The sequence below is a fragment of the Cellulomonas fimi genome, assembly GCF_012952065.1.
GTDB classification, from domain to species: domain Bacteria; phylum Actinomycetota; class Actinomycetes; order Actinomycetales; family Cellulomonadaceae; genus Pengzhenrongella; species Pengzhenrongella fimi_A.
In genome coordinates, this window is sequence record NZ_JABCJJ010000016.1 from 20,034 (window position 1) to 45,233 (window position 25,200).

At 73.3% G+C, this 25,200-nt stretch carries 27 protein-coding genes; 9 read left to right on the forward strand and 18 right to left on the reverse strand.

The features are described from left to right. Nucleotides 1-2 precede the first annotated feature (2 nt). The 9 genes from HIR71_RS10905 to HIR71_RS10945 all read right to left on the reverse strand — a co-directional run bounded on the left by HIR71_RS10905 (nucleotide 3) and on the right by HIR71_RS10945 (nucleotide 10,156). On the reverse strand, nucleotides 3-887 hold the full coding sequence (locus HIR71_RS10905; protein ID WP_169325095.1) for an FKBP-type peptidyl-prolyl cis-trans isomerase: 885 nt from the start codon (nucleotides 885-887) through the stop codon (nucleotides 3-5). Between the two features lie 201 nt (nucleotides 888-1,088). Then, nucleotides 1,089-2,450 carry a Pup--protein ligase gene (pafA, locus tag HIR71_RS10910; protein WP_169325096.1) on the reverse strand — a complete coding sequence of 454 codons (1,362 nt, stop codon included), beginning with the start codon at nucleotides 2,448-2,450 and terminating at the stop codon, nucleotides 1,089-1,091. A gap of 16 nt (nucleotides 2,451-2,466) precedes the next feature. Then, on the reverse strand, nucleotides 2,467-3,168 hold the full coding sequence (gene prcA, locus HIR71_RS10915; RefSeq protein ID WP_169325097.1) for a proteasome subunit alpha: 702 nt from the start codon (nucleotides 3,166-3,168) through the stop codon (nucleotides 2,467-2,469). Continuing rightward, nucleotides 3,165-4,046, reverse strand: a complete 882-nt coding sequence (prcB, locus tag HIR71_RS10920; RefSeq protein ID WP_169325098.1) for a proteasome subunit beta — start codon at nucleotides 4,044-4,046, stop codon at nucleotides 3,165-3,167. Before prcB ends, prcA begins: the two co-directional genes overlap by 4 nt. 7 nt (nucleotides 4,047-4,053) lie before the next feature. Further along, entirely contained in the window at nucleotides 4,054-4,245 is a 192-nt protein-coding gene (locus HIR71_RS10925) for a ubiquitin-like protein Pup (protein ID WP_169325099.1), read from the reverse strand. Between the two features lie 110 nt (nucleotides 4,246-4,355). Continuing rightward, nucleotides 4,356-6,059 carry a depupylase/deamidase Dop gene (gene dop / locus HIR71_RS10930; RefSeq protein WP_169325100.1) on the reverse strand — a complete coding sequence of 568 codons (1,704 nt, stop codon included), beginning with the start codon at nucleotides 6,057-6,059 and terminating at the stop codon, nucleotides 4,356-4,358. Nucleotides 6,060-6,146: 87 nt separating this feature from the next. Next, nucleotides 6,147-7,787, reverse strand: a complete 1,641-nt coding sequence (gene arc / locus HIR71_RS10935; protein ID WP_169325101.1) for a proteasome ATPase — start codon at nucleotides 7,785-7,787, stop codon at nucleotides 6,147-6,149. Between the two features lie 73 nt (nucleotides 7,788-7,860). After that, entirely contained in the window at nucleotides 7,861-8,835 is a 975-nt protein-coding gene (locus HIR71_RS10940; RefSeq protein ID WP_211374069.1) for a tRNA (adenine-N1)-methyltransferase, read from the reverse strand. A gap of 172 nt (nucleotides 8,836-9,007) precedes the next feature. Then, nucleotides 9,008-10,156 carry a site-2 protease family protein gene (locus tag HIR71_RS10945; protein ID WP_169325103.1) on the reverse strand — a complete coding sequence of 383 codons (1,149 nt, stop codon included), beginning with the start codon at nucleotides 10,154-10,156 and terminating at the stop codon, nucleotides 9,008-9,010. Between the two features lie 64 nt (nucleotides 10,157-10,220). On the opposite strand from HIR71_RS10945, the gene HIR71_RS10950 reads away from it, so the two are divergent. Then, a complete protein-coding gene (locus HIR71_RS10950) occupies nucleotides 10,221-11,156 on the forward strand; it encodes a RecB family exonuclease (protein ID WP_396031449.1) in 936 nt (311 codons plus the stop codon). A 28-nt stretch (nucleotides 11,157-11,184) separates the two neighbouring features. Here the strand turns inward: HIR71_RS10950 and HIR71_RS10955 are convergent, their stop codons facing one another. Continuing rightward, nucleotides 11,185-11,898 carry an HAD family hydrolase gene (locus HIR71_RS10955; protein ID WP_311836225.1) on the reverse strand — a complete coding sequence of 238 codons (714 nt, stop codon included), beginning with the start codon at nucleotides 11,896-11,898 and terminating at the stop codon, nucleotides 11,185-11,187. A 67-nt stretch (nucleotides 11,899-11,965) separates the two neighbouring features. On the opposite strand from HIR71_RS10955, the gene HIR71_RS10960 reads away from it, so the two are divergent. Beyond that, nucleotides 11,966-12,826: a PAC2 family protein gene (locus HIR71_RS10960; RefSeq protein WP_169325104.1), complete on the forward strand. Its 861-nt coding sequence runs from the start codon at nucleotides 11,966-11,968 to the stop codon at nucleotides 12,824-12,826. Between the two features lie 25 nt (nucleotides 12,827-12,851). Here HIR71_RS10960 and mshC read toward each other — a convergent pair whose 3' ends face one another. Continuing rightward, a complete protein-coding gene (mshC, locus tag HIR71_RS10965) occupies nucleotides 12,852-14,138 on the reverse strand; it encodes a cysteine--1-D-myo-inosityl 2-amino-2-deoxy-alpha-D-glucopyranoside ligase (protein ID WP_169325105.1) in 1,287 nt (428 codons plus the stop codon). 109 nt (nucleotides 14,139-14,247) lie between these two features. Beyond that, on the reverse strand, nucleotides 14,248-15,123 hold the full coding sequence (locus HIR71_RS10970) for an undecaprenyl-diphosphate phosphatase (RefSeq protein ID WP_169325147.1): 876 nt from the start codon (nucleotides 15,121-15,123) through the stop codon (nucleotides 14,248-14,250). An 87-nt stretch (nucleotides 15,124-15,210) separates the two neighbouring features. Between HIR71_RS10970 and HIR71_RS10975 the strand changes: the two genes are divergently transcribed. Continuing rightward, nucleotides 15,211-16,173, forward strand: coding sequence for an aldo/keto reductase (locus HIR71_RS10975; protein WP_169325106.1), 963 nt, complete (start codon nucleotides 15,211-15,213; stop codon nucleotides 16,171-16,173). Nucleotides 16,174-16,198: 25 nt separating this feature from the next. Here HIR71_RS10975 and HIR71_RS10980 read toward each other — a convergent pair whose 3' ends face one another. Next, the gene (locus HIR71_RS10980; protein WP_169325107.1) at nucleotides 16,199-16,504 is read right to left on the reverse strand and encodes a primosomal protein; all 306 of its coding nucleotides are present in this window, start codon (nucleotides 16,502-16,504) and stop codon (nucleotides 16,199-16,201) included. Nucleotides 16,505-16,602: 98 nt separating this feature from the next. On the opposite strand from HIR71_RS10980, the gene HIR71_RS10985 reads away from it, so the two are divergent. Further along, the gene (locus HIR71_RS10985) at nucleotides 16,603-16,875 is read left to right on the forward strand and encodes a DUF5703 family protein (RefSeq protein ID WP_169325108.1); all 273 of its coding nucleotides are present in this window, start codon (nucleotides 16,603-16,605) and stop codon (nucleotides 16,873-16,875) included. Between the two features lie 60 nt (nucleotides 16,876-16,935). Here HIR71_RS10985 and HIR71_RS10990 read toward each other — a convergent pair whose 3' ends face one another. Together HIR71_RS10990 and ald are read right to left on the reverse strand one after the other, a co-directional pair. After that, complete coding sequence (locus HIR71_RS10990) at nucleotides 16,936-18,273, reverse strand: M20/M25/M40 family metallo-hydrolase (protein WP_169325109.1); 1,338 nt, start codon at nucleotides 18,271-18,273, stop codon at nucleotides 16,936-16,938. Nucleotides 18,274-18,293: 20 nt separating this feature from the next. After that, entirely contained in the window at nucleotides 18,294-19,409 is a 1,116-nt protein-coding gene (gene ald, locus HIR71_RS10995; RefSeq protein WP_169325148.1) for an alanine dehydrogenase, read from the reverse strand. A 191-nt stretch (nucleotides 19,410-19,600) separates the two neighbouring features. Between ald and HIR71_RS11000 the strand changes: the two genes are divergently transcribed. Beyond that, the gene (locus HIR71_RS11000; RefSeq protein ID WP_311836226.1) at nucleotides 19,601-20,059 is read left to right on the forward strand and encodes an Lrp/AsnC family transcriptional regulator; all 459 of its coding nucleotides are present in this window, start codon (nucleotides 19,601-19,603) and stop codon (nucleotides 20,057-20,059) included. A gap of 359 nt (nucleotides 20,060-20,418) precedes the next feature. Here HIR71_RS11000 and HIR71_RS11005 read toward each other — a convergent pair whose 3' ends face one another. The 3 genes from HIR71_RS11005 to HIR71_RS11015 form a co-directional block, all read right to left on the reverse strand. Beyond that, nucleotides 20,419-21,387, reverse strand: a complete 969-nt coding sequence (locus HIR71_RS11005; protein ID WP_169325111.1) for an NAD(P)/FAD-dependent oxidoreductase — start codon at nucleotides 21,385-21,387, stop codon at nucleotides 20,419-20,421. A 21-nt stretch (nucleotides 21,388-21,408) separates the two neighbouring features. Beyond that, on the reverse strand, nucleotides 21,409-21,639 hold the full coding sequence (locus HIR71_RS11010; protein WP_169325112.1) for a zinc-ribbon domain-containing protein: 231 nt from the start codon (nucleotides 21,637-21,639) through the stop codon (nucleotides 21,409-21,411). A 69-nt stretch (nucleotides 21,640-21,708) separates the two neighbouring features. Further along, nucleotides 21,709-21,960 carry a helix-turn-helix domain-containing protein gene (locus HIR71_RS11015; protein WP_169325113.1) on the reverse strand — a complete coding sequence of 84 codons (252 nt, stop codon included), beginning with the start codon at nucleotides 21,958-21,960 and terminating at the stop codon, nucleotides 21,709-21,711. Between the two features lie 634 nt (nucleotides 21,961-22,594). Here HIR71_RS11015 and HIR71_RS11020 point away from each other — a divergent pair. The 4 genes from HIR71_RS11020 (at nucleotide 22,595) to HIR71_RS11035 (ending at nucleotide 25,191) form a co-directional block, all read left to right on the forward strand. Next, nucleotides 22,595-22,816 (forward strand): hypothetical protein, encoded by a 222-nt coding sequence (locus HIR71_RS11020; RefSeq protein ID WP_169325114.1) that lies wholly within the window; start codon nucleotides 22,595-22,597, stop codon nucleotides 22,814-22,816. A 241-nt stretch (nucleotides 22,817-23,057) separates the two neighbouring features. Continuing rightward, the gene (locus HIR71_RS11025) at nucleotides 23,058-23,315 is read left to right on the forward strand and encodes a hypothetical protein (protein WP_169325115.1); all 258 of its coding nucleotides are present in this window, start codon (nucleotides 23,058-23,060) and stop codon (nucleotides 23,313-23,315) included. Then, nucleotides 23,312-23,947 carry an ABC transporter ATP-binding protein gene (locus HIR71_RS11030; protein WP_169325116.1) on the forward strand — a complete coding sequence of 212 codons (636 nt, stop codon included), beginning with the start codon at nucleotides 23,312-23,314 and terminating at the stop codon, nucleotides 23,945-23,947. The genes HIR71_RS11025 and HIR71_RS11030 overlap by 4 nt, the downstream gene beginning before the upstream one ends. Then, nucleotides 23,944-25,191: an ABC transporter permease gene (locus HIR71_RS11035; RefSeq protein WP_169325117.1), complete on the forward strand. Its 1,248-nt coding sequence runs from the start codon at nucleotides 23,944-23,946 to the stop codon at nucleotides 25,189-25,191. The genes HIR71_RS11030 and HIR71_RS11035 overlap by 4 nt, the downstream gene beginning before the upstream one ends. The last annotated feature ends 9 nt before the right edge of the window (nucleotides 25,192-25,200 follow it).

Genomic DNA, 25,200 nt, shown 5'->3' on the forward strand with positions numbered 1-25,200 from the left:
CGTCAACCCTCCTGCTCTGCCGCGCGGTCCGAGGGGTTGCTCGCCGCGAGGATGTCGACCACCAGCACGAGCGTGTCCTCCTCGGCACCGACCGCGCCCCCGGCGCTCGGCGGGATGACGAGCATGACCTGGCTGCCGACGGTCTGCTCGACCAGCCCGTCGGCGAGGCCCGGCAGCACCCCCGTGCCGAGGTCGAAGGACTTGGGTCCGCCCTGCTGCCAGCTCGAGTCGTACGGCGAGCCGTCGGACCAGCGCACGCCGGTGTACTGGACCGTCACCGTCGCGCCCTCCTCGACCTGCGCGCCGTCGCCCTTGATCAGCGCCTGCACGACGAGCTGGTTCGGAGGCTCCCCCTGGGGCGCCGCGATGGCGGGTTCGCCGCCGTCGCCGAGGGTCACGGCGGGCAGCCCCTCGCGCGGCTCGACCGGCTCGCCCCAGGCGCGCGTCGGCAGCACGTCGACCACCATGACCGACGCAAAGCTCGACGTGTTCGACGTCGCCGGGACGAGCAGCAGGATCCGAGCGCCCACCGACTGGCCCGAGAGCGCGTCGTAGAGGTCCTCGCTCACGTTCTCCGGCGTCAGCGTGAACGGCGTCGGCACGTGCGAGTACGTCTCCTCGACGAGCGAGCCGTCCCGCGCGTTCTCGAGCCGGTAGTCCAGGAGCACCGGGCCGCCGTCGACGAGGCGCGGTCCCGCCCCCGGCCAGACGACCTCCGACGTGGCGCGCGTGATCGTGAGCGGCGGCGCGTAGCCGAGCACGGGCGCGCGACCCGCCTCACCCGTCACCTGGACCTCGGGCGGCGCCCCGTCGCTCGCCGTGCAGCCGGCGAGCAGCACGACGGCCCCCAGTGCACTGCCCAGGGCAGCGGCCAGCAGGCGTCGCACGTCACACCCTTCGTCGTCCGGAGTCGGCCGGCACGCTCTGTCGGCCGGCACGCTCTGTCGGCCGGCACACTCTGTCGGTCGGCACACTCTGTCGGTCGGCACACTCTGTCGGTCGGCACACTCTGTCGGCCGCACACTCTACGGCGCTCCGGGCGCGCGACGGCTCCACCCGAGCGACCCGCACGACCCGTGCGGGTCAGGTCACATGGACTCGATCAGCCGCTCGACCCGCTCGTCGACGCTCCGGAACGGGTCCTTGCACAGCACCGTGCGCTGCGCCTGGTCGTTGAGCTTGAGGTGGACCCAGTCGACCGTGTAGTCCCGGCGGGCCTCCTGCGCACGCCGGACGAAGTCGCCCCGCAGCTTGGCGCGCGTCGTCTGCGGCGGCGTGGCGGTCGCCTCGAAGACCTCGAGGTCGGTCGTGACCCGCTCGACCATCCCGCGGGCCGCGAGCAGGTTGTAGAGCCCCTCGGTCCGCGAGATGTCGTGGTAGGCCAGGTCGAGGCGGGCGATCCGGGCGTCGCCGAGGTCGAGCCCGTGCTTGGCCCGGTAGCGCTCGAGGACGCGCCACTTGATCACCCAGTCCAGCTCGCGGTCGACGAGCGAGAGGTCACCCGTCCGCAGCGCCCGCAGCCCGCGCTCCCAGAGGTCGACGACCTGCTTGGTGATGGGCGTCGGGTCGAGGTTCGACGCGAGGAAGTCCTTCGCGCGCGTCAGGTACTCCTCCTGGAGGTCGACGGCGGTCGTCGTGCGGCCGTTGGCGAGCTGCACGACGTGCAGGCCGGTCATGTCGTGGCTGATCTCGCGGATGGCGCGGATCGGGTTGTCGAGCGCCATGTCCCGCATCGGCACGCCTGCCTCGACCATGCGCAGGATGAGGTCCGTCGCCCCGACCTTGAGCATGGTCGTGGTCTCCGACATCGACGAGTCGCCGACGATCACGTGCAGCCGGCGGTAGTGCTCGGCGTCGGCGTGGGGCTCGTCACGCGTGTTGATGATGGGCCGCGACCGCGTCGTCGCGCTCGAGACGGCCTCCCAGATGTGGTCCGCACGCTGGGAGAGGCAGTACGTGGCGCCGCGCGGCGTCGAGAGCACCTTGCCCGCGCCGGTGAGCACCTGCCGACTGATCAGGAACGGCACCAGGACGTCGGACAGCCGGGCGAAGTCGCCCTGCCGGCGCACGAGGTAGTTCTCGTGGCAGCCGTAGGAGTTCCCGGCGGAGTCCGTGTTGTTCTTGAACAGGTGGATCCGGCCCTCGATGCCCTCGTGCTCGAGCCGCTGCTGCGCGTCGGCCACGAGGCCCTCGAGCATCCGTTCGCCCGCGCGGTCGTGCGCGACGAGCTGGCGCACGTCGTCGCACTCGGCGGTCGCGTACTCCGGGTGCGACCCGACGTCGAGGTAGAGCCGCGAGCCGTTGCGCAGGAAGACGTTCGAGGAGCGGCCCCAGGCGACGACCTTGCGGAACAGGTACCGGGCGACCTCGTCCGCGGAGAGGCCACGGCCGTCGTCGGCCGCGCACGTCACCCCGTACTCGGTCTCGAGGCCGAAGATCCGTCGGTCCATCCGGTGCCCCTCCCTCCTACGTCGCCGTGCCGCCGAGCAGGTCCTCGAGCAGCGCTCCGGTCAGCCGGCGGAACGCGCGCCGCGGTCGCGTGCGGTCCAGGACGGCCACCTCGAGCTGACCGGCCGGGATTGCGCGCGGCTCCCCCTCAGCCTGCGCCCCGAGGGTCCTGACCGCCAGCCCCAGGACCTGCGGGAGGGACATCCCGGGACGCCACTCGTCGGCGAGCTTCGTGCCGAGGTGCTCCGCCTGACCACCCATGACGACGAACCCGTGCTCGTCCGCGACCGAGCCGTCGTACGACAGCCGGTAGACCTGGTCGCCGGACTCGTCGGCGCCGACCTCCGCGACGACGAGCTCGACCTCGAGCGGCTTCGACTCGGTCGTGAACACGGTCCCGAGCGTCTGGGCATAGGCGTTGGCGAGCCCGCGCGCGTTCACGTCCGCGCGATCGTAGGAGTACCCACGCAGGTCCGCGTACCGCACCCCGGCGACGCGCAGGTTCTCGAACTCGTTGTACTTGCCGACCGCGGCGAACGCGATGCGGTCGTAGATCTCCGAGATCTTGTGCAGCGAACGCGACGGGTTCTCGGTCGCGAACGCGATCCCGTCGTCGTACCCGAGCACGACGACGGAGCGGCCGCGGGCGATGCCCTTGCGTGCGTAGTCGGCCCGGTCCTTCATCAGCTGCTCGGGCGAGACGTAGAAGGGCATGCTCACCGGTCAGCACCCCCCTGCCTGTCGCCCTCTGCCTGCTCTGCCCGCTCGGCCGGCGCGGCCCGCTCGTGCTCGCGCCGTCGCCGGTCGGCCACGGACTCGACGACGTCGCCGAGCGACTCCTCCGGCACGCGCAGGTAGCCGGCGGCGGTCACGGTCGCCACGACCGGCCAGATCCGGCGCACCATGTCGGGTCCGCCGGTCGCCGAGTCGTCGTCGGCGGCGTCGACCAGGGACTCGACGGCGACGCGGACCGCGGCCTCGGCGTCGAGCGCCGGCTGCCAGAGCTTCTTGAGCGACCCCCGCGCGAACACCGAGCCCGAGCCGACGCTGTGGTACTCGTGCTCCTCGTAGCGCCCGCCGGTCACGTCGAACGAGAAGATCCGACCGGCCCCGCGGTCGAGGTCGTAGCCGGCGAACAGCGGCACGACCGCGAGGCCCTGCATCGCGAGCGGGAGGTTGCCCCGGATCATCATGGCGAGCCGGTTCGCCTTGCCGTCGAGCGAGAGGAGCGTGCCCTCGATCTTCTCGTAGTGCTCGAGCTCGAGCTGGAACAGGCGCACCATCTCGACCGCGAGCCCGGCCGCACCGGCGATGCCGACGGCCGAGAACTCGTCGGCGGCGAAGACCTTCTCGATCCGCCGGCTCGCGATCATCGGGCCCGCGGTGGCGCGCCGGTCGCCCGCCATCACGACGCCGCCGTCGAAGGACAGCGCGACGATCGTGGTGGCATGCGGCGCGGCGGCGGACGCGTCGGACCCACCGACCGCCCTCCGGCCGGGCAGGAGGTCCGGGGCGTAGCCGGCGACGAAGTCGACGAACGACGAGGAGCCAGGAGTCGTGAAGGCCCGTGGGAGGCGGCCGTGGTGGTCCGTCGTCATCGGCGCCTCACTGCCCGCCCTTCTGCACGAAGCCGCGGACGAACTGCTCGGAGTTCGACTCGAGCACCTCGTCGATCTCCTCGAGGAGCGCGTCGACCTCCGCGTCGCGCGCCTGGGCCGCCGGGGCCGCCGGGGCGTCCGGCTCGGGAGCGTCGTCGCCCTCGGAGTGATCCCTGCGCACGTGTTCCTGACCAGCCATGGTGCCCTCCTCGGGTCAGCGCTGCCCTACCCCGCCCACCCTAGGCCCTGACCCGGACGGGTCCAGTGCAGGCGGCCCCCGCGGCGTCTCCGCGCGCGAGACCGGGTGGGTCAGGAGCCCGCGAGCGCCGCGAGCAGGCTGCCCACGTCAGGGCTCCGGTCGAGCAGCGCCCCGACGTGGGCGCGGGTGCCACGGAAGGGATCCCGCATGGGGACGCGCTGCAGGGTGGGCGAGCCGGGCACGTCGAACACGATCGAGTCCCAGCTCGCGGCCGAGATGTGGCCCGCGTACCGCGCGAGCGCCTCGCCGCGGAAGTACGCGCGCGTGTCGACGGGCGGGTGGAGGGCCGCGCGCTCGGCCGCCTCGTCCGTCACGAGCCGCTCGACCGCGCCCGCCTCGAGCAGCCGGTGGTACAGACCCCGCTCGGGGCGCACGTCGGACCACTGCAGGTCGACCGCGGCGAGGCGGGGGTGGTCCCACTCGAGACGGTCCCGCCGGCGCAGCCCCTCGAGCAGGCGCAGCTTGGCGAGCCACTCGACCTCCCGCGCGCAGCTCGCGGGGTCCGTCGCCAGCCGCTCGAGGATCGAGGCCCAGCGGTCCAGCACGTCGGTCGTCTCGGCGTCCGGGCCCACTCCCGTCGCGCCCGGGGCCAGGCCCAGGGCGGTACGGGCCGCGTCGAGGTACTCGCGCTGCACCTCGAGCGCGGTCAGCCGCCTGCCGTCGGCGAGCTCGAGCCGCGCCGTCATGGTCAGGTCGTGGCTCACCGTGTGGACAGCCGCGACGGGGTCCTTGAGCGTCAGCCGGTCGACGGCAGCGAGCGCCGCGGCCGGTCGGCCGCGCGCCGCACCGTCGGACCCGCCGAGCGACTGCTCGAGCAGCCACAGGACCAGCGAGGTCGTCCCGAGCTTGAGGTACGTGGCCGTCTGGAGCAGGTTCGCGTCCCCGATGATGACGTGGAGCCGACGCCACCGCGCCGGGTCCGCGTGCGGCTCGTCGCGGGTGTTCACGATCGGGCGCCGCAGCGTCGTCTCGAGCCCGATCTCCGCCTCGATGTAGTCGGCGCGCTGCGAGAGCTGGTAGCCCGCGACCTCACCCCGCTGCCCGATCCCGACGCGTCCCGCACCCGTGAAGACCTGACGCGTCACGAGGAACGGCATGATGCGCCGCGCGAGCTCCGCGAAGGGCACCGCGCGCTCGACCAGGTAGTTCTCGTGCGTGCCGTACGTCGCGCCCTTCCCGTCCACGTTGTTCTTGTAGAGCGCGACGTCCGGCAGCGCCGGGCTCTGCGCGAGCGCACGGACGGACGCCAGCATCACGAGCTCGCCGGCCCGGTCCCACCGGACGGCGTCGAGCGGGCCCGTGACCTCGGGCGAGGAGTACTCGGGGTGCGCGTGGTCCACGTACAGCCGGGCACCGTTCGTGAGGATCACGTTCGCGGCGCTCGGGTCGTCGTACTCCTCCACGACCGGGCGGACGAGCTCCTGGAGCGGCTCGGGCGCCGCGCTCGAGCCGGTCGGCGGGCCGTCCGCCGGGGTCGGGTCCGGCGTCGCGTCCGGGGCCGCGGGCGCCGCGCGGGTGGGGTCGTCGGTCAGCATCGACGGGTGGGCGGCCGCGCGCTGGAGGCGGAACCCACGCGCGTCGTGCAGCGGGTCCTCGTCGTCGTAGTCCCAGCGGGCGCGCGCGCGCGAGCCCTCGCGAGCCGGCACGTGCGCCGCGACGACGTGCGAGGACAGGAGCATCGGGTTGGCCGTCGGACGGCCGGGCTGCAGCACGCCGTACTCGGTCTCGATCCCCATCACGCGGCGCACGGTCACGTCGTCACCCTAGTTCGGGCGCGGGCCACGGTCCGGAGCGGCGGCCGGTGCGCGTGCCCCGCGATCGCCGGGTCGCCCGCGGTGCCCTCAGAGGTACTGGCCCGTGCTCGTGACCGTCTCGATCGTGCGCGAGGAGTCGGAGCCCTTCTTGCTCGTGACGATCGTGCGGATGAACACGATCCGCTCGCCCTTCTTGCCCGAGATGCGCGCCCAGTCGTCCGGGTTCGTCGTGTTCGGCAGGTCCTCGTTCTCCTTGAACTCGTCGACGCAGGCCGCCAGCAGGTGGTCGACGCGCAGCCCACGCTGCCCGGACGCGAGGAAGTCCTTGATCGCGGACTTCTTCGCCCGGTCCACGACGTTCTGGATCATCGCACCCGAGTTGAAGTCCTTGAAGAACAGGACCTCCTTGTCGCCCGAGGCGTACGTGACCTCGAGGAACCGGTTCTCGTCGCTCTCGGAGTACATGCGCTCGACGACGCGGTGGATCATCGCCTCGACCGCGGCGACCGGGTCGCCGTCGTGCTCGGCGAGGTCGTCGGCGTGGATCGGCAGGTCCGGTGTCAGGTACTTGGCGAAGATCTCCTTGGCGCCCTCGGCGTCGGGCCGCTCGATCTTGATCTTCACGTCGAGGCGGCCCGGCCGCAGGATCGCGGGGTCGATCATGTCCTCGCGGTTGGAGGCGCCGATGACGATGACGTTGTCGAGCCGCTCGACGCCGTCGATCTCCGACAGGAGCTGCGGCACGATCGTCGTCTCGACGTCGCTCGACACCCCCGTGCCCCGTGTCCGGAAGAGCGACTCCATCTCGTCGAAGAACACGACCACGGGCGACCCGCCCGTCGCCTTCTCGCGCGCGCGGGCGAAGATCAGCCGGATGTGCCGCTCGGTCTCGCCGACGTACTTGTTGAGCAGCTCCGGGCCCTTGACGTTGAGGAAGTAGCTCTTCGCCGCGCCGCCGTCCTCACCGCGGGCTGCAGCCGCGGTGGCCGCGAGGGAGTGCGCGACCGCCTTCGCGATCAGCGTCTTGCCGCACCCGGGCGGGCCGTAGAGCAGGACGCCCTTCGGCGGCTTCAGGCCGTGCTCGCGGAACAGCTCGGGGTGCAGGAACGGCAGCTCCACGGCGTCCCGGATCGCCTCGATCTGCGGCCCGAGGCCGCCGATGTCGGTGTAGTCGATGTCCGGGACCTCCTCGAGGACGAGCTCCTCGACCTCCGCCCGAGGGATCCGCTCGAACACGAACCCGCTGCGCGCGTCGATCGTGAGCGCGTCACCGACCCGGATGCTGTGCTCGGCCAGCTGGCCGGCGAGCCGGACCACCCGCTCCTCGTCGGCGCGGCCCACGACCAGAGCGCGCTCGTCGTCGAGCAGCTCCTTGACGGTCACGAGCTCCCCGACGGGCTCGTACCCGCCGACCTCGACCACGGTCAGCGCCTCGTTGAGCATGACCTCCTGGCCGGGCCGCAGCCGGGACAGGTCGAGCGCGGGACTGGCACCGACGTGCATCTTGCGGCCCGCCGACATGATGTCGACCGTCCCGTCGTCCCGGGCGCTGAGGAAGATCGCGTAGGTGCCGGGCGGCTTCGCGAGGTCGTCGAGCTGCGCCTTGAGGTCGACGATCTGGTCGCGCGCCGCCACGAGCGCGTCCGACATGCGCTCGTTCTTCGCCGTGAGCGCAGCGATCTGGCGCTCCAGGTCGCGGAACTGGGAGTAGCCGGGCGACTCGGTCATCGTGGGCCCCCTCGTTCGTGGTCGGTGCGGCGCCGGCCTCGACGTCGTCTCCCACCGACCCTAACCAGCGATGTCAATCGGTCGCGGGACCCTGCCCCACGTCGCGCCGCACGCGCCGGACCTTCTTGTCGGAGACCGGACGTTCGCCGAGGTCCTCGGCCGTCCACTCGCCCTGGTCGGGCGCGTCGGGCGAGCCGTCCACGGGGTAGTTGCCCTTCGCGGGACGACGACGCCGGACGGGCGCCTCCACGCCGTCGGCCATGCGCCGCGCGGTGAGCAGGAAGCCGGTGTGGCCGATCATCCGGTGCTGAGGACGCACCGCCAGGCCCTCGAGGTGCCAGCCGCGGACCATCGACTCCCACGCCTCGGGCTCGGTGTAGCGCCCGTCCGTCCGCAGGTCCTCCGCGAGGCGCGACAGCTGCGTCGTCGTGGCCACGTACGCGATGAGGACGCCGCCCGGCGCGAGCGCGTTCGCGACGGCGTCGAGGTTCTCCCAGGGGGCGAGCATGTCGAGCACCACGCGGTCGACGGTGCCGGGCTCCGCGGTCACGGGGAGCACGTCGGACAGGTCGCCGACCGACAGCGTCCACGCCGGGTGCGGCCCGCCGAACTGGAGCTCGACGTTCCCACGCGCGATGGCGGCGAAGTCCTCGCGACGCTCGATCGAGTGCAACGACCCCCCGTCCCCGACGGCGCGCAGCAGCGACATCGTCAGCGCGCCCGAGCCGACGCCCGCCTCGACCACCCGGGCGCCGGGGTAGATGTCCGCCATCGCGACGATCTGGGCGGAGTCCTTGGGGTAGACCACCGCCGCCCCACGCGGCATCGAGAGCACGTAGTCGCTCAGGAGGGGGCGGAGCACGAGGTACTCGGTGCCGGCCGTGTTGCGGACGACCGAGCCCTCCGGCAGACCGATGAGGTCGTCGTGGAGGAAGTAGCCCTTGTGCGTGTGGAACTGCCCGCCCGCGGCCAGCGTGATGGTGTGCAGACGCCCGCGCGGGTCCGTCAGCTGCACACGGTCCCCCGGGCGCAGCGACCCCCGGCGCAGCTCGGCCCCCGTCGGCGCGGCGTGCGCCGCTGCGCCCGGCTGCGGGGCGGCGCCGAGCTGCGGGGTGTCGCCCGGCTGCGGGGTGTCGCCCCGCTGGGCTGCGGCGGGTGCGAGGGTCGGGCGGCGGGGCTGGTCGGTCACGAGGGTCGAGTCTAGGAGCGTCGCACGGTGCTCACGGCCGCGCGCCCAGGGCCGCGACCACGTCGCGCGCGAAGACGATCCCGGACACGCGGCCGTCGACGACCACGGCCATCGCCTCCGAGAACCGGCCCACCCGACCCACGGCCTCGACCAGCGCGGCCCCGCCGAGAGCGCCGTCCACGACCGCACCGACGGGCAGGGGGACCGCCACCGCCTGCACGGGCGTCGAGGGACGCGCGGGCGTCGGCACCGTGGCAGCAGCAGCGCCGTCGACGTAGCCGGCGGGGCGGCCGTCGGGAGCGAGCAGCAGCACCTGGTCGACCCCCGCGGCCACAGCACGGGACTCCGCCTCGCCCAGCGTGACCCCGTACGGGACGCCCACGGCCGGTCGGGCCACCGCGGCGATCGTCAGGCCGTCGAGCGCACGCTGCGCGCGCGCCCCCCGGATGGCCTGCGTGGCACCGCTCCAGAGGAACGCGCCGATCAGCGCGGCCCAGCCCACCGTGAACAGGTCGGGCTGGCGCCCGCTCAGGAGCGGTCGAAGGAGCACCCACGCGACGAAGCCGATCGCGACGACACGCCCGCCCCACCCTGCGACGATCGTCCCGCGCGCCCGGTCGCCCGAGGTCCGCCACACCGCGGCTTCCAGCACGCGCCCGCCGTCGAGCGGCAGACCGGGGATCAGGTTGAAGACGGCGACGAAGCCGTTCGCGATCGCGCCCGCGTACAGGACGATGCTGACGAGGCCCCCCGCCGGCACGGCGAGCACGGCCAACCAGCACACGACCGCGACCGCGAGGTTCGTCAGCGGGCCGACGACGGCGATGAGGGCGCTCGACCCCGGAGTCGCGGCTGCCCCCCCGAACGCGGTGTGCCCGCCCCAGAGGGTGATGGCGAACTCGCGGACCTCCAGCCCACGCGAGCGGGCCACGAAGCCGTGCGCGAGCTCGTGCAGGAAGACCGAGAAGAACAGCAGCACCACGAAGGTGAGCGCCACGAGGTAGGTCGCGACGCCACCGAGCCAGGGTGCCAGGTTCCGGACCGTCGGCACGAAGAGCAGGGTCAGGACGGCGGCCGCTACGAGCCACGACGGCGAGAGGATGACGGGGGCTCCCGCCGCACGCCCGATCACCCAACCCTGGGTGCCCTCGCGACGAGGGGTGCGTGGCGCGACGTTCACGACGCCAGCCTAAGTGGTGCGGGGCGTACGACCGGACGTCGGTGGCTGCGCCTACCCTCGTCGTGTGCCTCTTCCCGTCCCCAGCGTGACCACCGCCGCCGTCGGTCCCGCCGCGACGAACGAGCCGCCGCGTGAGGCTCGTCGTCCCGGGCTGTCGCCGTCGCGTGCCAACGACTACATGCAGTGCCCCCTCCTGTTCCGGTTCCGGGTGATCGACAGGCTGCCCGAGCCACCGAGCGAGGCGGCCGCGCGCGGGACGCTCGTCCACTCCGTGCTCGAGCGGCTCTACGACGCCCCGGCAGCCGAGCGTCGTCTCGACGCGGCACGCGCGATGCTCCCGGAGGCGTGGGAGGAGCTCCAGGCGGCGGACCCGCGCTACGCCGAGCTGTTCACGTCGAGCGAGGAGGTCACCGCCTGGCTCTCGAGCGCCGGGGACCTCGTCGGCACGTACTTCACGCTCGAGGACCCGACGCGGCTCGAGCCGCGCGAACGGGAGCTGTACGTCGAGACCGAGCTCGACGGCGGCCCGCTGCTGCGCGGGATCGTCGACCGCCTCGACGTCGCCCCGGGCGGCGAGATGCGGGTCGTCGACTACAAGACCGGGCGCTCTCCCAAGCCGGGGTTCGAGAGCTCGGCGTACTTCCAGATGCGGTTCTACGGCCTCGTCCTGTGGCGATCACGCGGCGAGATCCCGCGGATGCTCCAGCTGGTATACCTCGGTGACGGTCAGGTGCTGCGCCACACGCCGCGCGAGGCGGAGCTGGTCATGACCGAACGTCGCATCAGGTCAGTCTGGGCAGGAATCGAGGCCACGGCACGGTCGGGCGACTGGCGGGCCCGGCCGTCGGCGCTGTGCCCGTGGTGCGCGCACCGTTCGCTCTGCCCGGCCTTCGGAGGCACGCCGCCCGAGGTTCCCGAGGGGGCGGTCGAGCTGGCCCTCGGGATCGCACCGCATCCGCGCACGACGACCGAGCCGACGAAGGTCGGCCCGGGGGCGTGATCGTGCCACGCCGACCGGGTCGCCCCCCTCAGCCGGCTGGTCGGGCGGGCCCGATGAGGTCCAGCACGCTGCCGTGGGCGATTCGTGCGAGGTCCCCGACCCCCAGGTCGGCGAGCGAGGTCACGCGGCTGAGCCCCGGTTCGGGAGCGACCGGCAGCATCGTCTCCACCCCGATCGTGCGGGCCTGCGAGGCGAGGGCCGACGCGATCCCGGTGGGCGAGTCCTCGACCGCGACGCACGTCCGCACGTCGACGCCGAGCTGCCGCGCCGCGGTCAGGTACGCCTCGGGGTGGGGCTTGCCGTGCGTGACGTCGTCGCCTGCGACGACAGCGCCGAAGACCCCTGCGGGCGCGGCCGCCACGAGGACGTCGGCGAGGCGGCGGTAGGACATGGTCACGAGCGCGCACGGCACGCCGGCGTCCGCGAGATCCGTCAGCAGCTCGAACGCACCGGGCTGCCACGGCACCTCGCGCCGCACCTCGTCGGCGACGCGATCGATGAGGAAGTCCACGATCTGCTCGGCCGGCAGGTCCACGCCCCGAGCGCGCAGCACCTCGGCCGACGACAACAGCTCACTGCCGATCAGGGCGAGCGCGTCCTCGTGCCGCCAGGTGCCGCCGTGCGCCTCGACCAGCTCGGTCTCGGCAGCCATCCAGTACGGCTCGGTGTCGATGAGTGTGCCGTCCATGTCCCACAGGACCGCAGCGGGCAGCACGTCAGGGACGGAGGTGGGGGTGGGCACGAGCCCATCCTAGGTGGCGCCGCGCGGCGCCCGACGCGCCGGTGGAGGTGCGCCCTAGGCTGGTCCGATGAGCGAGACCGAACCCGGCATCGACCTCCCCGAGCGTGAACCGTTGATGCTCGCGGCGTTCGAGGGCTGGAACGACGCCGGCTCCGCGGCCAGCCAGACGCTGCATCACCTCGACGACGTCTGGGGTGCCGAGCAGATCGACGAGCTCGACCCGGAGGAGTACCACGACTTCCAGGTCAACCGTCCGACGGTCGCCATGGGGCCGACCGGGCGGCGCGAGATCACCTGGCCGACCACGCACGTCTCGCTCCTCACCGCCCCCCGCACCGGCCGGACGGTCGTGCTGGTGCACGGCATCGAGCCCTCGGTGCGGTGGCGTCGCTACTGCGCCGAGCTGCTCGACATCGCGGCGAACCTCGGCGTGCGGTCGGTCATCACGATCGGGGCGCTGCTCGCGGACGTCCCCCACACGCGGCCCATCCCTGTGACCACGACCTCGGACGACCCCGAGGTCCGCGACGTGCTCGGCGTGGAGCCCAACACCTACGAGGGGCCGACCGGGATCGTCGGCATCCTGCAGCACGAGGCCGCCGAGCGCGGTCTGCGGGCGCTCTCGCTCTGGGCCGCGGTGCCGCACTACGTCGCGCACCCGCCGTCGCCCAAGGCGACCCTCGCGCTCCTGGCGCGGATCGAGGAGATGCTCGGCGAACCCGTGCCTCTCGGCGACCTGCCGGACGACGCGGTCGCGTGGCAGCACGGCGTCGACGAGCTGGCCGCCGAGGACGCCGAGATCGCCGAGTACGTCCACCAGCTCGAGGAGGCGAAGGACACCGCAGAGCTTCCCGAGGCCACCGGCGAGGCGATCGCCCGGGAGTTCGAGCGCTACCTGCGACGACGCGACAAGGGCACCGGCGCCTGAGCCGGCGTCCCTGCGCCCGGGGCAGCTAGAGCCGCACGCCGAGCAGCGCGTTCACCGCGCGTGCCACGACACCGGGGGCTCCCTCCACCGCCGGATCCGTCACGTCCCAGCCCGCAGGTGCACCCGCGAGAGCCGCGTCCGCCCAGGCGTCCACCGCGCTCAGGGCAGCGGGCGCGTCGAGATCCGCCGCGAGGGCCGCACGGATCCGGTGCAGGGTCTCCCCCGCCTCCGGGCCGCCGTTGCCGGACACGGCGGCGCGCCAGCGCTCGAGCCGCTCCAGAGCGGTCACGAGGTCGGCGTCCGTCCACTCCCAGTCGCCCGCGTAGTGGTGGGCGAGCAGGGCGAGTCGGATCGCCATCGGGTCCACCCCCTCCTCGCGCAGCGCGGAGACGAGCACGAGGTTGCCCCGCGACTTGCTCATCTTCTCCCCGCCCAGCCCCACCATCCCCGCGTGGACGTGGGTGTCGGCGCCGCGACCGCCGTCGAGCATCCGCGCGTGCGACGTGCTCATCTCGTGGTGCGGGAAGCGCAGGTCGACGCCTCCGCCCTGCACGTCGAACGGGAGCCCGAGCCCGTCGCGCGCGATGACCGCGCACTCGATGTGCCACCCGGGCCGACCGCGCCCGAGGGAGCCGCCGTCCCACGCCGGCTCCCCGGGCCGCTTGAGCCGCCAGAGCAGCGGGTCGAGCGGGTCCCGCTTGCCGGGGCGGTCCGGGTCGCCGCCGCGCTCGGCGAACAGCTCTCGCATCCTCGCCCGGCCGAGGCGGGCCACCTCACCGAACACGGGGTCGGCCGCCAGGTCCGCGTACACGTCGCCGGGCAGGCTCGCCGCGCCCGGGACCTCGGGCTCGACCGGCACCCGGTACGCCGCCCCGTGAGCCAGCATGTGCTCGACGGCGGGCACGACGGCGGGGATGGCCTCGACCGCGCCCTGGTAGACGTCGGGCGGCACGACGCCGAGCGCCGTCATGTCCTCGGCGAACAACGCCGTCTGGTCGAGCGCGAGGTCACGCCATCGGACGCCGGTCTCCTCGGCCCGCTCGAGGAGCGGGTCGTCGACGTCGGTCACGTTCGACGCGTAGCGCACCGTCAGCCCGGAGTCACGCCACGCACGCAGCAGCAGGTCGAAGGCGACGTAGGTCGCCGCGTGCCCGAGGTGCGTCGCGTCATAGGGGGTGATGCCGCACACGTACATGCTCGCCGTCGGGCCCCGCGCGGCCAGGACCAGCTCGCCGGTCGAGCTGTCGCGCACCCGGATCGGGAGGCCCGTCCCGGGGAGCCGAGGGATCTGCGGGGCGGGCCAGGTCTGCACCGGGGCAGCCTAACCGCGACGCGCCCGAGCCCCCGGACCCGGCCGCGAGGCGAGACCGCCGTGCGGCCCTGGTCCGCCTCGGCGGCCCGGCCGTCCTCCGACGAGCGGGTCAGGCGGCGCCGCTGCTGCTGAGCGGCTCGAGGACCCCGACGGCGAGCAGGACGACGACCACCACGGCGAGCGCGAGCCGGTACACGACGAAGGGACGGTAGCTGTACGTCGAGACGATCTTGAGGAAGGCGATGATCACCACGTAGCCGACGGCGAACGCCACGACGGTCGCGAGCAGCGTCGCGCCCACGCTCGGGGTGCCCGGGCGGCCGAAGTCGTCGAGGCTCTTGACGAGCTGGAAGATCCCCGAGCCCATGACGGCGGGGATCGCCAGCAGGAAGGAGTACCGGGCTGCTGCCTCGCGGGTGTAACCCATGAGGAGCCCGGCCGTGATGGTGCCGCCCGAGCGCGACACCCCCGGGATGAGCGCCATCGCCTGCGCGAGCCCGAAGTACACGGCATGGCGCCGGTTGAGCTGCTCGAGGTCGCGCCCCTTGGCGCCGCGACGGTCCGCCCACCCGAGGATCAGCGCGAACACCGCGAGCGTGCCCGCGATCAGGTAGAGGTTCCGGAACGGCTGCTCGATCGACTCCTGGAAGATCAGGCCCAGCACCACGATCGGGATGCTGCCGAGGCCGATGTACCAGCCCATCCGCGCGTCCTGGTTCCCGGCCCCCAGCCGCGCGGCGCGGTCGGTCCCGTTCGCGCCGCGCACCGCGCGCCACCAGGCGACGCAGATCCGGGCGATGTCCCGGCGGAAGTAGAGCAGCACCGCGGTCTCCGTGCCGATCTGCACGATCGCGGTGAACGCGGCCCCCGGGTCCGCCGAGCCGATGAGCTCGCCGACGATCCGCAGGTGGGCGCTGGAGGAGATCGGGAGGAACTCCGTCAGACCCTGGACCAGCCCGAGGAAGAGGGCCTGAAAAGTCGTCATCCCTGCTGCGGTCTCCACGGGCCGCAAGGCTACCGGCGGCGCGGCGATGACCCGACCGCACCGGCGGTGCCCGGTACCGTCGCCGCCATGGAACAGCGTCAGCTCGGTCGCACCGGGCTCCGGGTCTCCGAGCTGGGCCTGGGCACCATGACCTGGAGCCGCGACACCGACGAGCACGAGGCCGCCGAGCAGCTGCGCGACTTCGTGGACGCCGGCGGGACGCTGCTCGACACGGCCGCCTCGTACGCCGACGGCGCCTCGGAGGAGCTGATCGGCACGCTGCTGAGCGGCACGGTCCCCCGGGACGAGATCGTGCTGTGCACCAAGGGTGGCGTGCGGCGCACCGCGGCCGGCGGCGTCGTCGACGCCTCGCGCGGCGCGCTCCTCGACTCGCTCGACGGTTCGCTGGCCCGGCTGCGCACCGACCACGTGGACCTGTGGCTCGTCCAGACGCCGGACCCGCGGACCCCCCTCGCGGAGACTCTCTCGGCGCTGCGGTACGCGGTGACCAGCGGGCGCGCGCGGTACGTCGGCCTCTCGAACCACCCGGGCTGGCAGACGGCGCGCGCCGCCACGCTGCTGGGCGACGACGTCGGGCTCGCGGCCGTCGAGGTCGAGTACTCGCTGCTGCAGCGGGGTGTCGAGCGCGAGGTGCTGCCGGCGGCCGCGGAGCTGGGCATCGGCGTGCTCGCGTGGTCACCGCTCGGGCGCGGCGTCCTGACCGGCAAGTACCGGCGCACCATCCCGGCCGACTCGCGGGCCGCGTCACCGCACCTGGCGGGGTTCGTCGAGCCGTACCTCGGCGCGGGGTCGCTCGCGGTCGTCGAGGCCGTCGCGACCGCCGCCCAGGGGCTCGGGCGCTCACCGCTCGACGTCGCGCTCGCCTGGCTGCGCGTCCGCAACCAGGTGACCGCCGCGATCGTGGGGGCGCGGACGGCGGCCCAGCTCCGGGGGTCCCTCGCGGCGGGCGACCTCGAGCTGCCGCCCGAGATCCTGCACGCCCTCGACGAGGTCAGCGCACCCGAGGTCGGGTACCCCGAGCGCCGCTGAGCCGTCTGCTGGTGCGACCCGGCCGCTACTGCGACGCGCGGGCGCCGTCGAACGCGTCGTCCTCGAAGGCCTCGTCGGGGACGTGGTCCTCGTCGTCGAGCTCGAGCACGTCGTCGTCGTCCTCGTCGTCGTCCTCGGCGATGTCGAACGGCGTCGTCTCACCGAAGACCGTGCTGAGCGCCTCGTCGTAGACCTCGAAGGCGTCCGCGAGCACGTCGTAGGCGTCGTCGACCGCGGGGTCGTCGTCGTGACGGCGCGCCGCGATCGCGTGGTAGTGGGCTTCCAGGGCGGCGACGAGGCGGTCCAGTGCGGCGCGCGGATCGACGGTCATGCACTGACCGTAGCGCCGGTGAGTGCACAATGGCACCGGCAATGATCACCGGCGGCACCGGGACGTCAGGGCCGTCGACGGCACAGGACGGAGCGCTCATGAGCGGTGGCGTCGCGGGTCGGACCCGCAGCGGATGGGTCGCTCAGGGGGGCGAGTACGAGTACCGCGTGCTGCGGCTCCCGTCTACCACCAGCGGCGGCGACGCACGCCGCCTGCTCACCGAGCAGGCCGAGTACGGACGGTGGGAGCTGGCCCGGACCAGGCTCTTCGCCGGGGGCGAGCGCAAGGTGTGGCTGCGTCGCAAGATCATCCGGGTCCGGAGCACGCTCGGCTACGCCTCGCCCGACCCCGCCTCGACCGACCTCGTCTGACTGTGAGGGGTTGTGCCCCTGACCGACGGCAGCTGACGTCGACCGCCGTCGACGGGCCGCTCAGCAGGTACCGAGCAGCCGGTCGAGCACGCGGACGCCGAACCGCAGCGACTCCGTCGGCACCCGCTCGTCCACCCCGTGGAACATGCCGGCGAAGTCCAGGTCCGGCGGCAGCCGCAGGGGTGCGAAGCCGTAGCCGGTGATCCCCAGCCGCGCGAGCGACTTGTTGTCGGTCCCGCCGGAGAGCGAGTAGGGCAGCACCGCCGCGCCGGGGTCCTCCCCCTGGAGCGCGGCGACCATCGCGTCGACGAGGTCCCCCTCGAACGGCACCTCGAGCGCGATGTCCCGGTGGATGTCCTCGATCCGCACGTGCTCGCCCGCGAGCGCGGCGAGCGTCGCGCGCGCCTCGTCCTCGTGCCCGGGCAGGAACCGCGCGTCCACCGTGGCCTCCGCGCGGCCCGGGATCACGTTCGCCTTGTACCCGGCGCCGAGCTGGGTGGGGTTCGAGGTGTTGCGCACGGTCGCGCCGACGAACCGCGCCGCCGGCCCGAGTGCCGCGACCAGCCGGGCGACCGAGTCGGGGTCCTCCGGCTCGAACCGCGTCCCGGTGAGGTCCGCGACGCCCGAGAGCAGGGTCCGGACGGTCGGCGTGAGCTGCAGGGGCCACGGGTGCCGACCGATCCGCGCGACGGCGGCGGCCAGCTCGGTCACCGCGTTCTCGTGGTTGACCTGGCTCCCGTGCCCGGCGCGCCCGTCCGCGACGAGCCGCAACCACGCGATCCCCTTCTCCGCCGTCTGGAGCAGGTAGGCCCGGCGCCCGTCGATCTCGACCGAGAAGCCCCCCACCTCGCTGATCGCCTCGGTCGCACCCTCGAAGAGGTCGGGCCGGTTGTCGACGAGCCAGCGCGCGCCGAACGTCCCGCCCGCCTCCTCGTCCGCGAACATGGCGACGACGACGTCGCGCGCCGGCCGGCGCCCTTCGCGCGCCATCTGGCGCACGACCGCGAGGATCATCGCGTCCATGTCCTTCATGTCGACCGCGCCGCGCCCCCAGAGCAGGCCCTCGCGCTCCTCGCCCGCGAACGGGTCGACCTGCCAGTCCGCGGACTCGGCCGGGACGACGTCGAGGTGCCCGTGCAGCACCAGCGCGTCACGTCTCGGGTCGTCGCCCGGCAGGCGCACGACGACGTTGGCGCGGCCGGGAGCCGTCTCGTGCAGCTCGGGGTCGAGCCCGACCTCGGTGAGCGACGCCATCACGTACTCGGCCGCCGCGCGCTCGCCCGGGCCGGAGCCGTCGCCGTAGTTCGAGGAGTCGATCCGCAGCAGGTCCTGGCAGATGCCGACGACCTCGTCCTCGGCGGTCACGGGAGCGGGCTGGCGGGCGGTGGTGGCGGACATGGCGCCACGGTAGCCGCAGGTCAGGCCAGGATCGACGCCACATCCTTCGCTGCGAGCCCGTGCGCGTCCGCGACCCCCGGGTCGTACAGCGTGCCGGCGTGCGCCGTCAGTCCCAGGGCGAGACCCCGGTCCTCGGCGAGCGCGTCGCGCCACCCTCGGTCGGCGAGCGCGGTCACGTACGGCAGCGTCGCGTTCGTGAGGGCTCGCGTCGAGGTGACCGGCACCGCGCCGGGCATGTTCGCCACGCAGTAGAAGACCGATCCCCGGACGCGGAAGGTCGGCTCGGCGTGCGTGGTCGGGCGCGTCGACTCGAAGCAGCCGCCCTGGTCGACCGCTACGTCGACCAGGACCGAGCCGGGCCGCATCCGGCCCACCAGCTCGTCGCTCACGAGACGCGGCGCCCGGGCGCCGGGCACGAGCACGGCACCGATCACGAGGTCGGCCCCCAGCACCTCCTGCTCGAGCGTGTACGCGCTCGAGGCCAACGTGTGGACCCGCCCGCCGAACGCCGTGTCGAGCTCGCGCAGCTTGGGCAGCGAGACGTCGAGGACCGTGACCTCGGCGCGCAGCCCGAGCGCGAGCTCAGCGGCGTGCCGCCCCGCGACCCCGCCGCCGATGATCACCACGCGCCCGGGTGCCACCCCCGGCACGCCACCGAGCAGCAGCCCCTCGCCGCCCTCGTTCTTCATGAGGTGGTAGGCGCCGACCTGCACGGAGAGCCGGCCGGCCACCTCGCTCATCGGCGCGAGCAGCGGCAGCGTGCCGTCCGGTGCGCGCACGGTCTCGTACGCGATCGCGGTGGCACCGGAGTCGAGCACCGCCTCGGTGCCCGGCCGGTCCGCGGCGAGGTGCAGGAACGTGAACAGGGCGAGGTCGGGCCGGAGGTAGCCGTACTCGGCCGCGATCGGCTCCTTGACCTTGCACACCAGCTCGGCCGCGCGCCAGACCTCCGCCGCCGTGTCCACCAGCGTCGCCCCCGCGGCGGCGTACGCGTCGTCGGGGTTGGCCGAGCCCTCCCCCGCGCCGCGCTGCACGAGCACCTCGTGCCCGCGTGAGACCAGCTGGTGCGCACCCGCCGGGGTCAGTGCGACCCGGTACTCGTGGTTCTTGGTCTCGGTCGGAACTCCTACGCGCATGACCCGCTCCGGTCCACGTCGAGGCCCGCCGGCGTCGTCGACGACGGGTGTGGACATTGTGACGCGCTCGACGAACTTCGTGTGCCGTAGACCACACATCCCGCAGATCATTCGATAGCCTCCGCCTCATGACCGGCCCTCGTTCGGCACAGGGTCGCCCCCCGGCCGCGTCACCGTCGCATGTTCGGGCGGTGGCGCTCGACGACGTGGACCGCCGCCTCGTCCGGCTGCTCGAGGAGGACGCGCGCATGCCGAACAACGCCCTGGCTGCCGCGGTCGGCGTCGCACCCTCCACCTGCCTGGCGCGCGTGCGGGCGCTGCGCGAGCGCGGGGTGATCCGGGGGTTCCACGCGGAGATCGACCCCGCCGCGGTCGGCCGCGGGCTCCAGGCCATGATCGCCGTCCGGATGCAGGCCGGTGCACGCGCTCAGCTCCGGGACTTCGCGCGTCGCGTGGCGGACCGTCCCGAGGTGATGGACCTGTACTTCGTGGCGGGCGCGGACGACTTCCTCATCCACGTGGCCGTGAAGGACACCGCGACCCTGCGCGCCTTCGTGGTGGACCAGCTGAGCGCTCGGCCGGAGGTCGCCGTCACGCAGACGAGCCTGATCTTCGAGCACCTGCCGGCGGCGGGGTCGGGCTTCGTCTGAACGCGCGTGCCGCGCGAACCCACCGGCGTCGGGGACGACGACGGCCCCCGACCCGCGTCTCTACGGGCCGGGGGCCGTCGTACGTCCCGGGCCAGCATCGTCTGCGCCACCGTCCACCGCGCCCGCTTGTCCTGGTCTCGCGCGGCTTGAACCGCCCCCGGCCAGTTGGGGGCTGTCAGTGACGTGCCACCCGGTCCGTGGCCGTCCACCCCTCACGAGGGGCGCGTTCCACGACCGGGCCGGTCCTTCGCGGCGGGATGCTGGCACCACCACGCAGACCGGGAACTGCTCCACCCGCGGCGTGAGCCGCGAGCGCCCGACCTATCGGCCGCTGCCTGAGCAGTATGAGGGGTTCAACGTCACCGGGTCGACAGGATATTCCGCCGCCTCGCGTCGACCGCGCGCGCGACGTCGTCGTCCACCAGGTCGGTGTTGAGGGCGGCGCCCACCTGGGCACCCGCCGCGGCCGCGCCGACGACCTGCGCCGCGGGGTCGACGACGTTCCCCGCCGCCCACACGCCCGGCACGGTGGTCCGGCCGCGGGCATCGGCCTCGAGGACCACGCACGAGCCACGGTCCGTGGTCGCGAGCCCGAGAGACGTCAGGGAGCCGACCTGCGCGATCCCGCGGGGGCTGACCGCGACGACGTCCCGGGCCATCAGCTCTCCCGAGGCCAGCCGGACGCCGACCAGCCGGTCGTCCTCGGTGACGAGCCCGTCGACGTGGCCCTCGACGACGACCACGTCACGCGCCTCGAGCTGCTCGCGCTCGGCGTCGGTCGGTGGAGCCGCGCTGTGCCGGAGGAGGACCACGTCCGGCGACCACTGGCGGAAGACGAGGGCCTGGTGCACCGCCTCCGGTCCGGTGGCAAGCACGCCGATGGCGCGGCCCCGCACTTCGTGCCCGTGGCAGTAGGGGCAGTGCAGCACGTCGCGTCCCCACCGCGCGCGGACGCCCGGCACGTCCGGCAGCTCGTCGACCAGTCCGGTGGCGACCAGGAGACGCCGGCTGGGCACGACCGCGCCCCCCTCGAGGACCACGCTGAAGCCGTCCGGGGCCCTCCCGGCCGACACGACCCGGCCGTGCACGACCTCGCCGCCATAGGCGTGCACCTCGTCGCGGCCGCGGCTGATCAGGTCAGCGGGTCGGACGCCGTCCAGGGCGAGGAGGCCGTGCACCGCCTCGGCGGAGGCGTTGCGGTGCTCACCGGCGTCGACCACCAGCACCGCACGACCCGCGCGTGCGAGGACCACCGCGGCGCTGAGGCCGGCGGCTCCCCCACCGACCACGACGACGTCGTACCTGTCCAGGGCGGGCTCCGGCGTCATGCCCGGGGCTCTCCCCGCACGTCAGTGCGACGCATCGAGCTGCAGCACCGCGGGCGACCACTCGCCGCCGCAGACGGTGCACCGCACGATCTCCTGGCCGCCGCCGAGCGGGACGAGCGGGATCCAGAAGACGTGGAACCACGTGCGGACGTCGGCGTGCTCGTAGGAGCGCTGGTCGTAGCAGAACGGGCAGTGGAAGACGCCGCTGCCGAGCGAGCGGCGCCGGAGCCGGGTGCCGAAGAACAGGAACATCTGTTCAATGTCGCACGCGTCACGAGGTCCGGCACGGCGACCGACGGACCGCCGGGCGTGCGTCGACGCTCAGAGCCCGGCGGCCTCCGCCCACGCCACGGCGTCGGACCGGCTCGACACACCGAGCTTGCGGTAGACGCTGCGCACCTGCGACTTGACCGTGTTGCGAGACACCCAGAGGCCCGCAGCGATGTCCTCGAGCGTCGCCGGCCGCGCCAGGTTGCGCAGCACCACGAGCTCACGCCGCGTCAACGGCTCGATCGGCGGAACCGGGCGGACGTGCGTGCCTGGCAGCACACCGTCGAGCTCGAGAGCAGACATGGTGACCTCCGTCGTCACGGGCCCGAGGCCCGCTGGTGGGTGCGACACTCCGGACATTCCTGGTACACGTGCGAGGACCCGGCGCGGTTCGACCGCGTGGGTGCTCTCCCCCGAGGACGGGCCGGGCGCCGTCCTGATACATCGGGCGCCCTCCCGCGGCCGCGGCATGACGATCTCGACGCCCGACGCCGCCCCGACCGCTTCGAGCCAATCGTCCGTTCCGCCGCCCTGACCTGCTGCTCTGCATCCCGGTCGCGGCCCTGAACAACTTGTGCAACGATTTCAGCAACGCGCTGGTTCACATCCGTGGACCAGCGCTTCACTGTCCACACCACCGGGAGCACTCCTTCATGGCCGCATCGACCAACCCCCACGCCACCGAGCGCACGTCGCTCACGCACCGTCGCGCCAAGACCACTGGTCTCGCGGTCACCGCGGCCGGCGTCGTCCTGTTCAACATCTCGCCGCTCCTCAACTGGGTGAACCCGGACGACGGCGCGGATCCTCGTACGGCTACGAGACCGACTCGCTCGTCCCGTTCATCGCCTACCTCGGTCTCGGCCTGCTGGCGGCGCTGTTCTACGCCGGCAAGCGCGCGCGCCGCGGACAGCACCGCGGCCTGACCCTGGTCTCGATGGCCGTCGGCATCGCTGCTGCCATCCAGAGCCTCGCCTTCGCGCTGAACCCGATGGGTGGCCTCGAGCGGGGGGACGACCTCTCGACGGACATCGGTGTCTGGGTCGGGTCCCTCGGTGCAGCGATCTGGGCCGTCGGCTCGTACCTGCTCGCCAAGGAGGTCGAGGGCGATGACGAGGACGCCGTCGACGACGTGCGTGTCACGTCCGCCCACCGCTGACATGAGCGGACCTGGCGGCGCGCTGGGCCCGGCGGCGGGTCCGGCCGGCGGCAGGTAGCAGGACACGAGAGGGGGCGGCCGATGCCGCCCCCTTTTCGTCCTGCCGACAGCGTGGACGGCGTCGACATCGCCGTCTCCGGTGGAGACGAGACGAAGAGAGCTCCCGTGAGACGCCGGACCACGTGATGACCACGAAAGCCCCTGCCCGGCGTTTTCGTACGCCGGGGTGCGCACGACGGCGTTGAGTGAAGCTCGGACGCCGTCCGAGCCGGTGGTGCGCTACGTCGCCGGGCTCCAGTCGCTGAACGGGCCGGGGATAGCCCTGTCCGAGGAGGACCGCAAGGAGGTGGCCGATGCGCTCGACGGGGCCCTCAAGGGCTGCATGATGAACGGTGTGCACGTCGACGCGATGTACCGCTTCAACCTGGACGAGTCGTCGTCGTGCTCGCTGGCCGTCACGGTCGCCGTCGGCAACTCCGGTTTCGGGGTCTACCCATGATCGAGGTCTCGGACCTGTCCCGCTCCTACGCGAACAGCCGCGCGCCGGTGATCTCGGGCCTGAGCTTCTCCGTGCGCCGGGGCGAGATCCTGTGGGTCGCCGGCCCGTCCGGCAGCGGCAAGACCACGCTGCTCAACGTTCTCGGGCTGCTCTCGACAGCGAACTCGGGGGAGTACCGGATCGATGGCCAGGAGATGCTCGGCGCACCGCAGCAGGTGCGCGCACGATCTCGGCGCGACGTCGTGAGCACCGTCTTCCAGCGGGGCAACCTCTTCGCGCACCTCAGCGCGGTCGACAACGTCCTGGTGGGGATGCACCCGAAGGAGCGGTCGGTCGCCGAGGCGAGCCTCGCCGCGGTCGGGATGGCGGGCAGGGAGCGGCAGCCGGCCGGTCTGATGTCCGGCGGGGAGCAGGGGCGCGTGGCGATCGCGCGGGCCACCGCGCGGAGGACGCCGGTGCTCCTCGCCGACGAACCCGTCTCCGGTCTGGACGACGCGAACGCGTCCGCGGTGCTGCAGCTGCTCGAGCAGGCCGGCGCCTCCGGGGTCGCCGTCGTGGTCGTCTCGCACGATCCCCGGGTGGGCCCGATCGCCAGCGCGACCCTGACGCTCCCGGCACGGCAGGCGGCATGAACAGCCACACGCTGCTCGTCGCCAACACGCGGCAGACCCTCCGGCGGTTCCGCGCTCTTCTCGGAGCGCTGGTCGTGGGCATGGCGCTGCTCGTCGCCTCGGCGGCGGTGGTCGGCAGCCAGGTCGTGGCCGGCGCGCGCACCCTGGACAGCGACTCCAGCCTGACGTCGATCGAGCTGCTCGGCGTCGCACCGTCGGGGACGCCCCGGGAGCTGACACCTGAGTCGCTCGAGGAGATCCGGGCACTTCAGGGCGCGGTCGAGGTCGTGGGCGCGGCGAGCGTCGGGGTGTCCCTCTCGGACCCGCAGGGCGGGGAGACCGGAGACACCGCCTTCGACGGCGTGTTCTGGGCCATGCCGCGCTTCTCGTGGTCGCAACCGCCGGTCGTCGAGGCGGCGAGCGGCTGGTCCGCCGACAACGTCCTCGGCCCGGGTCAGGCGCTCCTACCCAGCACCTACCTCGGCGAGGACCTGAGCCCGCTCGTGGGCAAGACGCTCACGCTGGAGTACACCCGGCGGACCGGGTCGCAGGCGGGCGTCCCCGAATTGATGACCATCGAGGTCGTCGGAGTGTTCGACAACACGGACCCGAAGCGGGACGGCGACTCCGCGCTCTACCTCGACGTCGGCGATTTCGAGCGCGTCTACGCGTCCCTCCTCGGCGCCTCCGACGGGCGGGTGCCCGCAAGCGGCTCGTACAACGCCGGCTGGGTCAAGGCCGCGTCCGTGGCCGACGCCGAGCGGCTCGCCCAGGAGCTGACGGATCTCGGCTACTACGTCAACGCAGGTGGTGGCGAGGCGAACCTCCCCCCTGCGCTCGCGGTGCTGCAGCAGGTGAACGCCGTGATCGCCGTTTCGCTCGGGCTCTTCGGCGTCGGGATCGGGATGACCCTTGCCGGCACGTGGTCCCACCTGCGCCGGTGGGACGTCGGAGTGCTGACGTCGCTCGGCTGGTCCTCCAGGGAGATCATGCGCACCTACCTGGCGGAGCTGGCGATCGTGGGGCTGGCCGTCGGAGCCGTCGCGGCGGCCGTCGGGACGGTCCTCACGGTCGTCACCGGCGTCGTGGCGCACGAGACCGCGCTGCTGGGCTCGGGACCAACTCCGCTCCTCGCCTGGCCGCCGGTCACGTGGCTCCTCGGCGTCGTCGTCGCGGTGCCCGCGGCACTGCTGCTGGGCGCCTTCGTCCGGGTGCTGAGGCTCAGCCGGACGGAGCCCGACGACGCCCTGCGCCGCATCGACTGACGCCGAGGG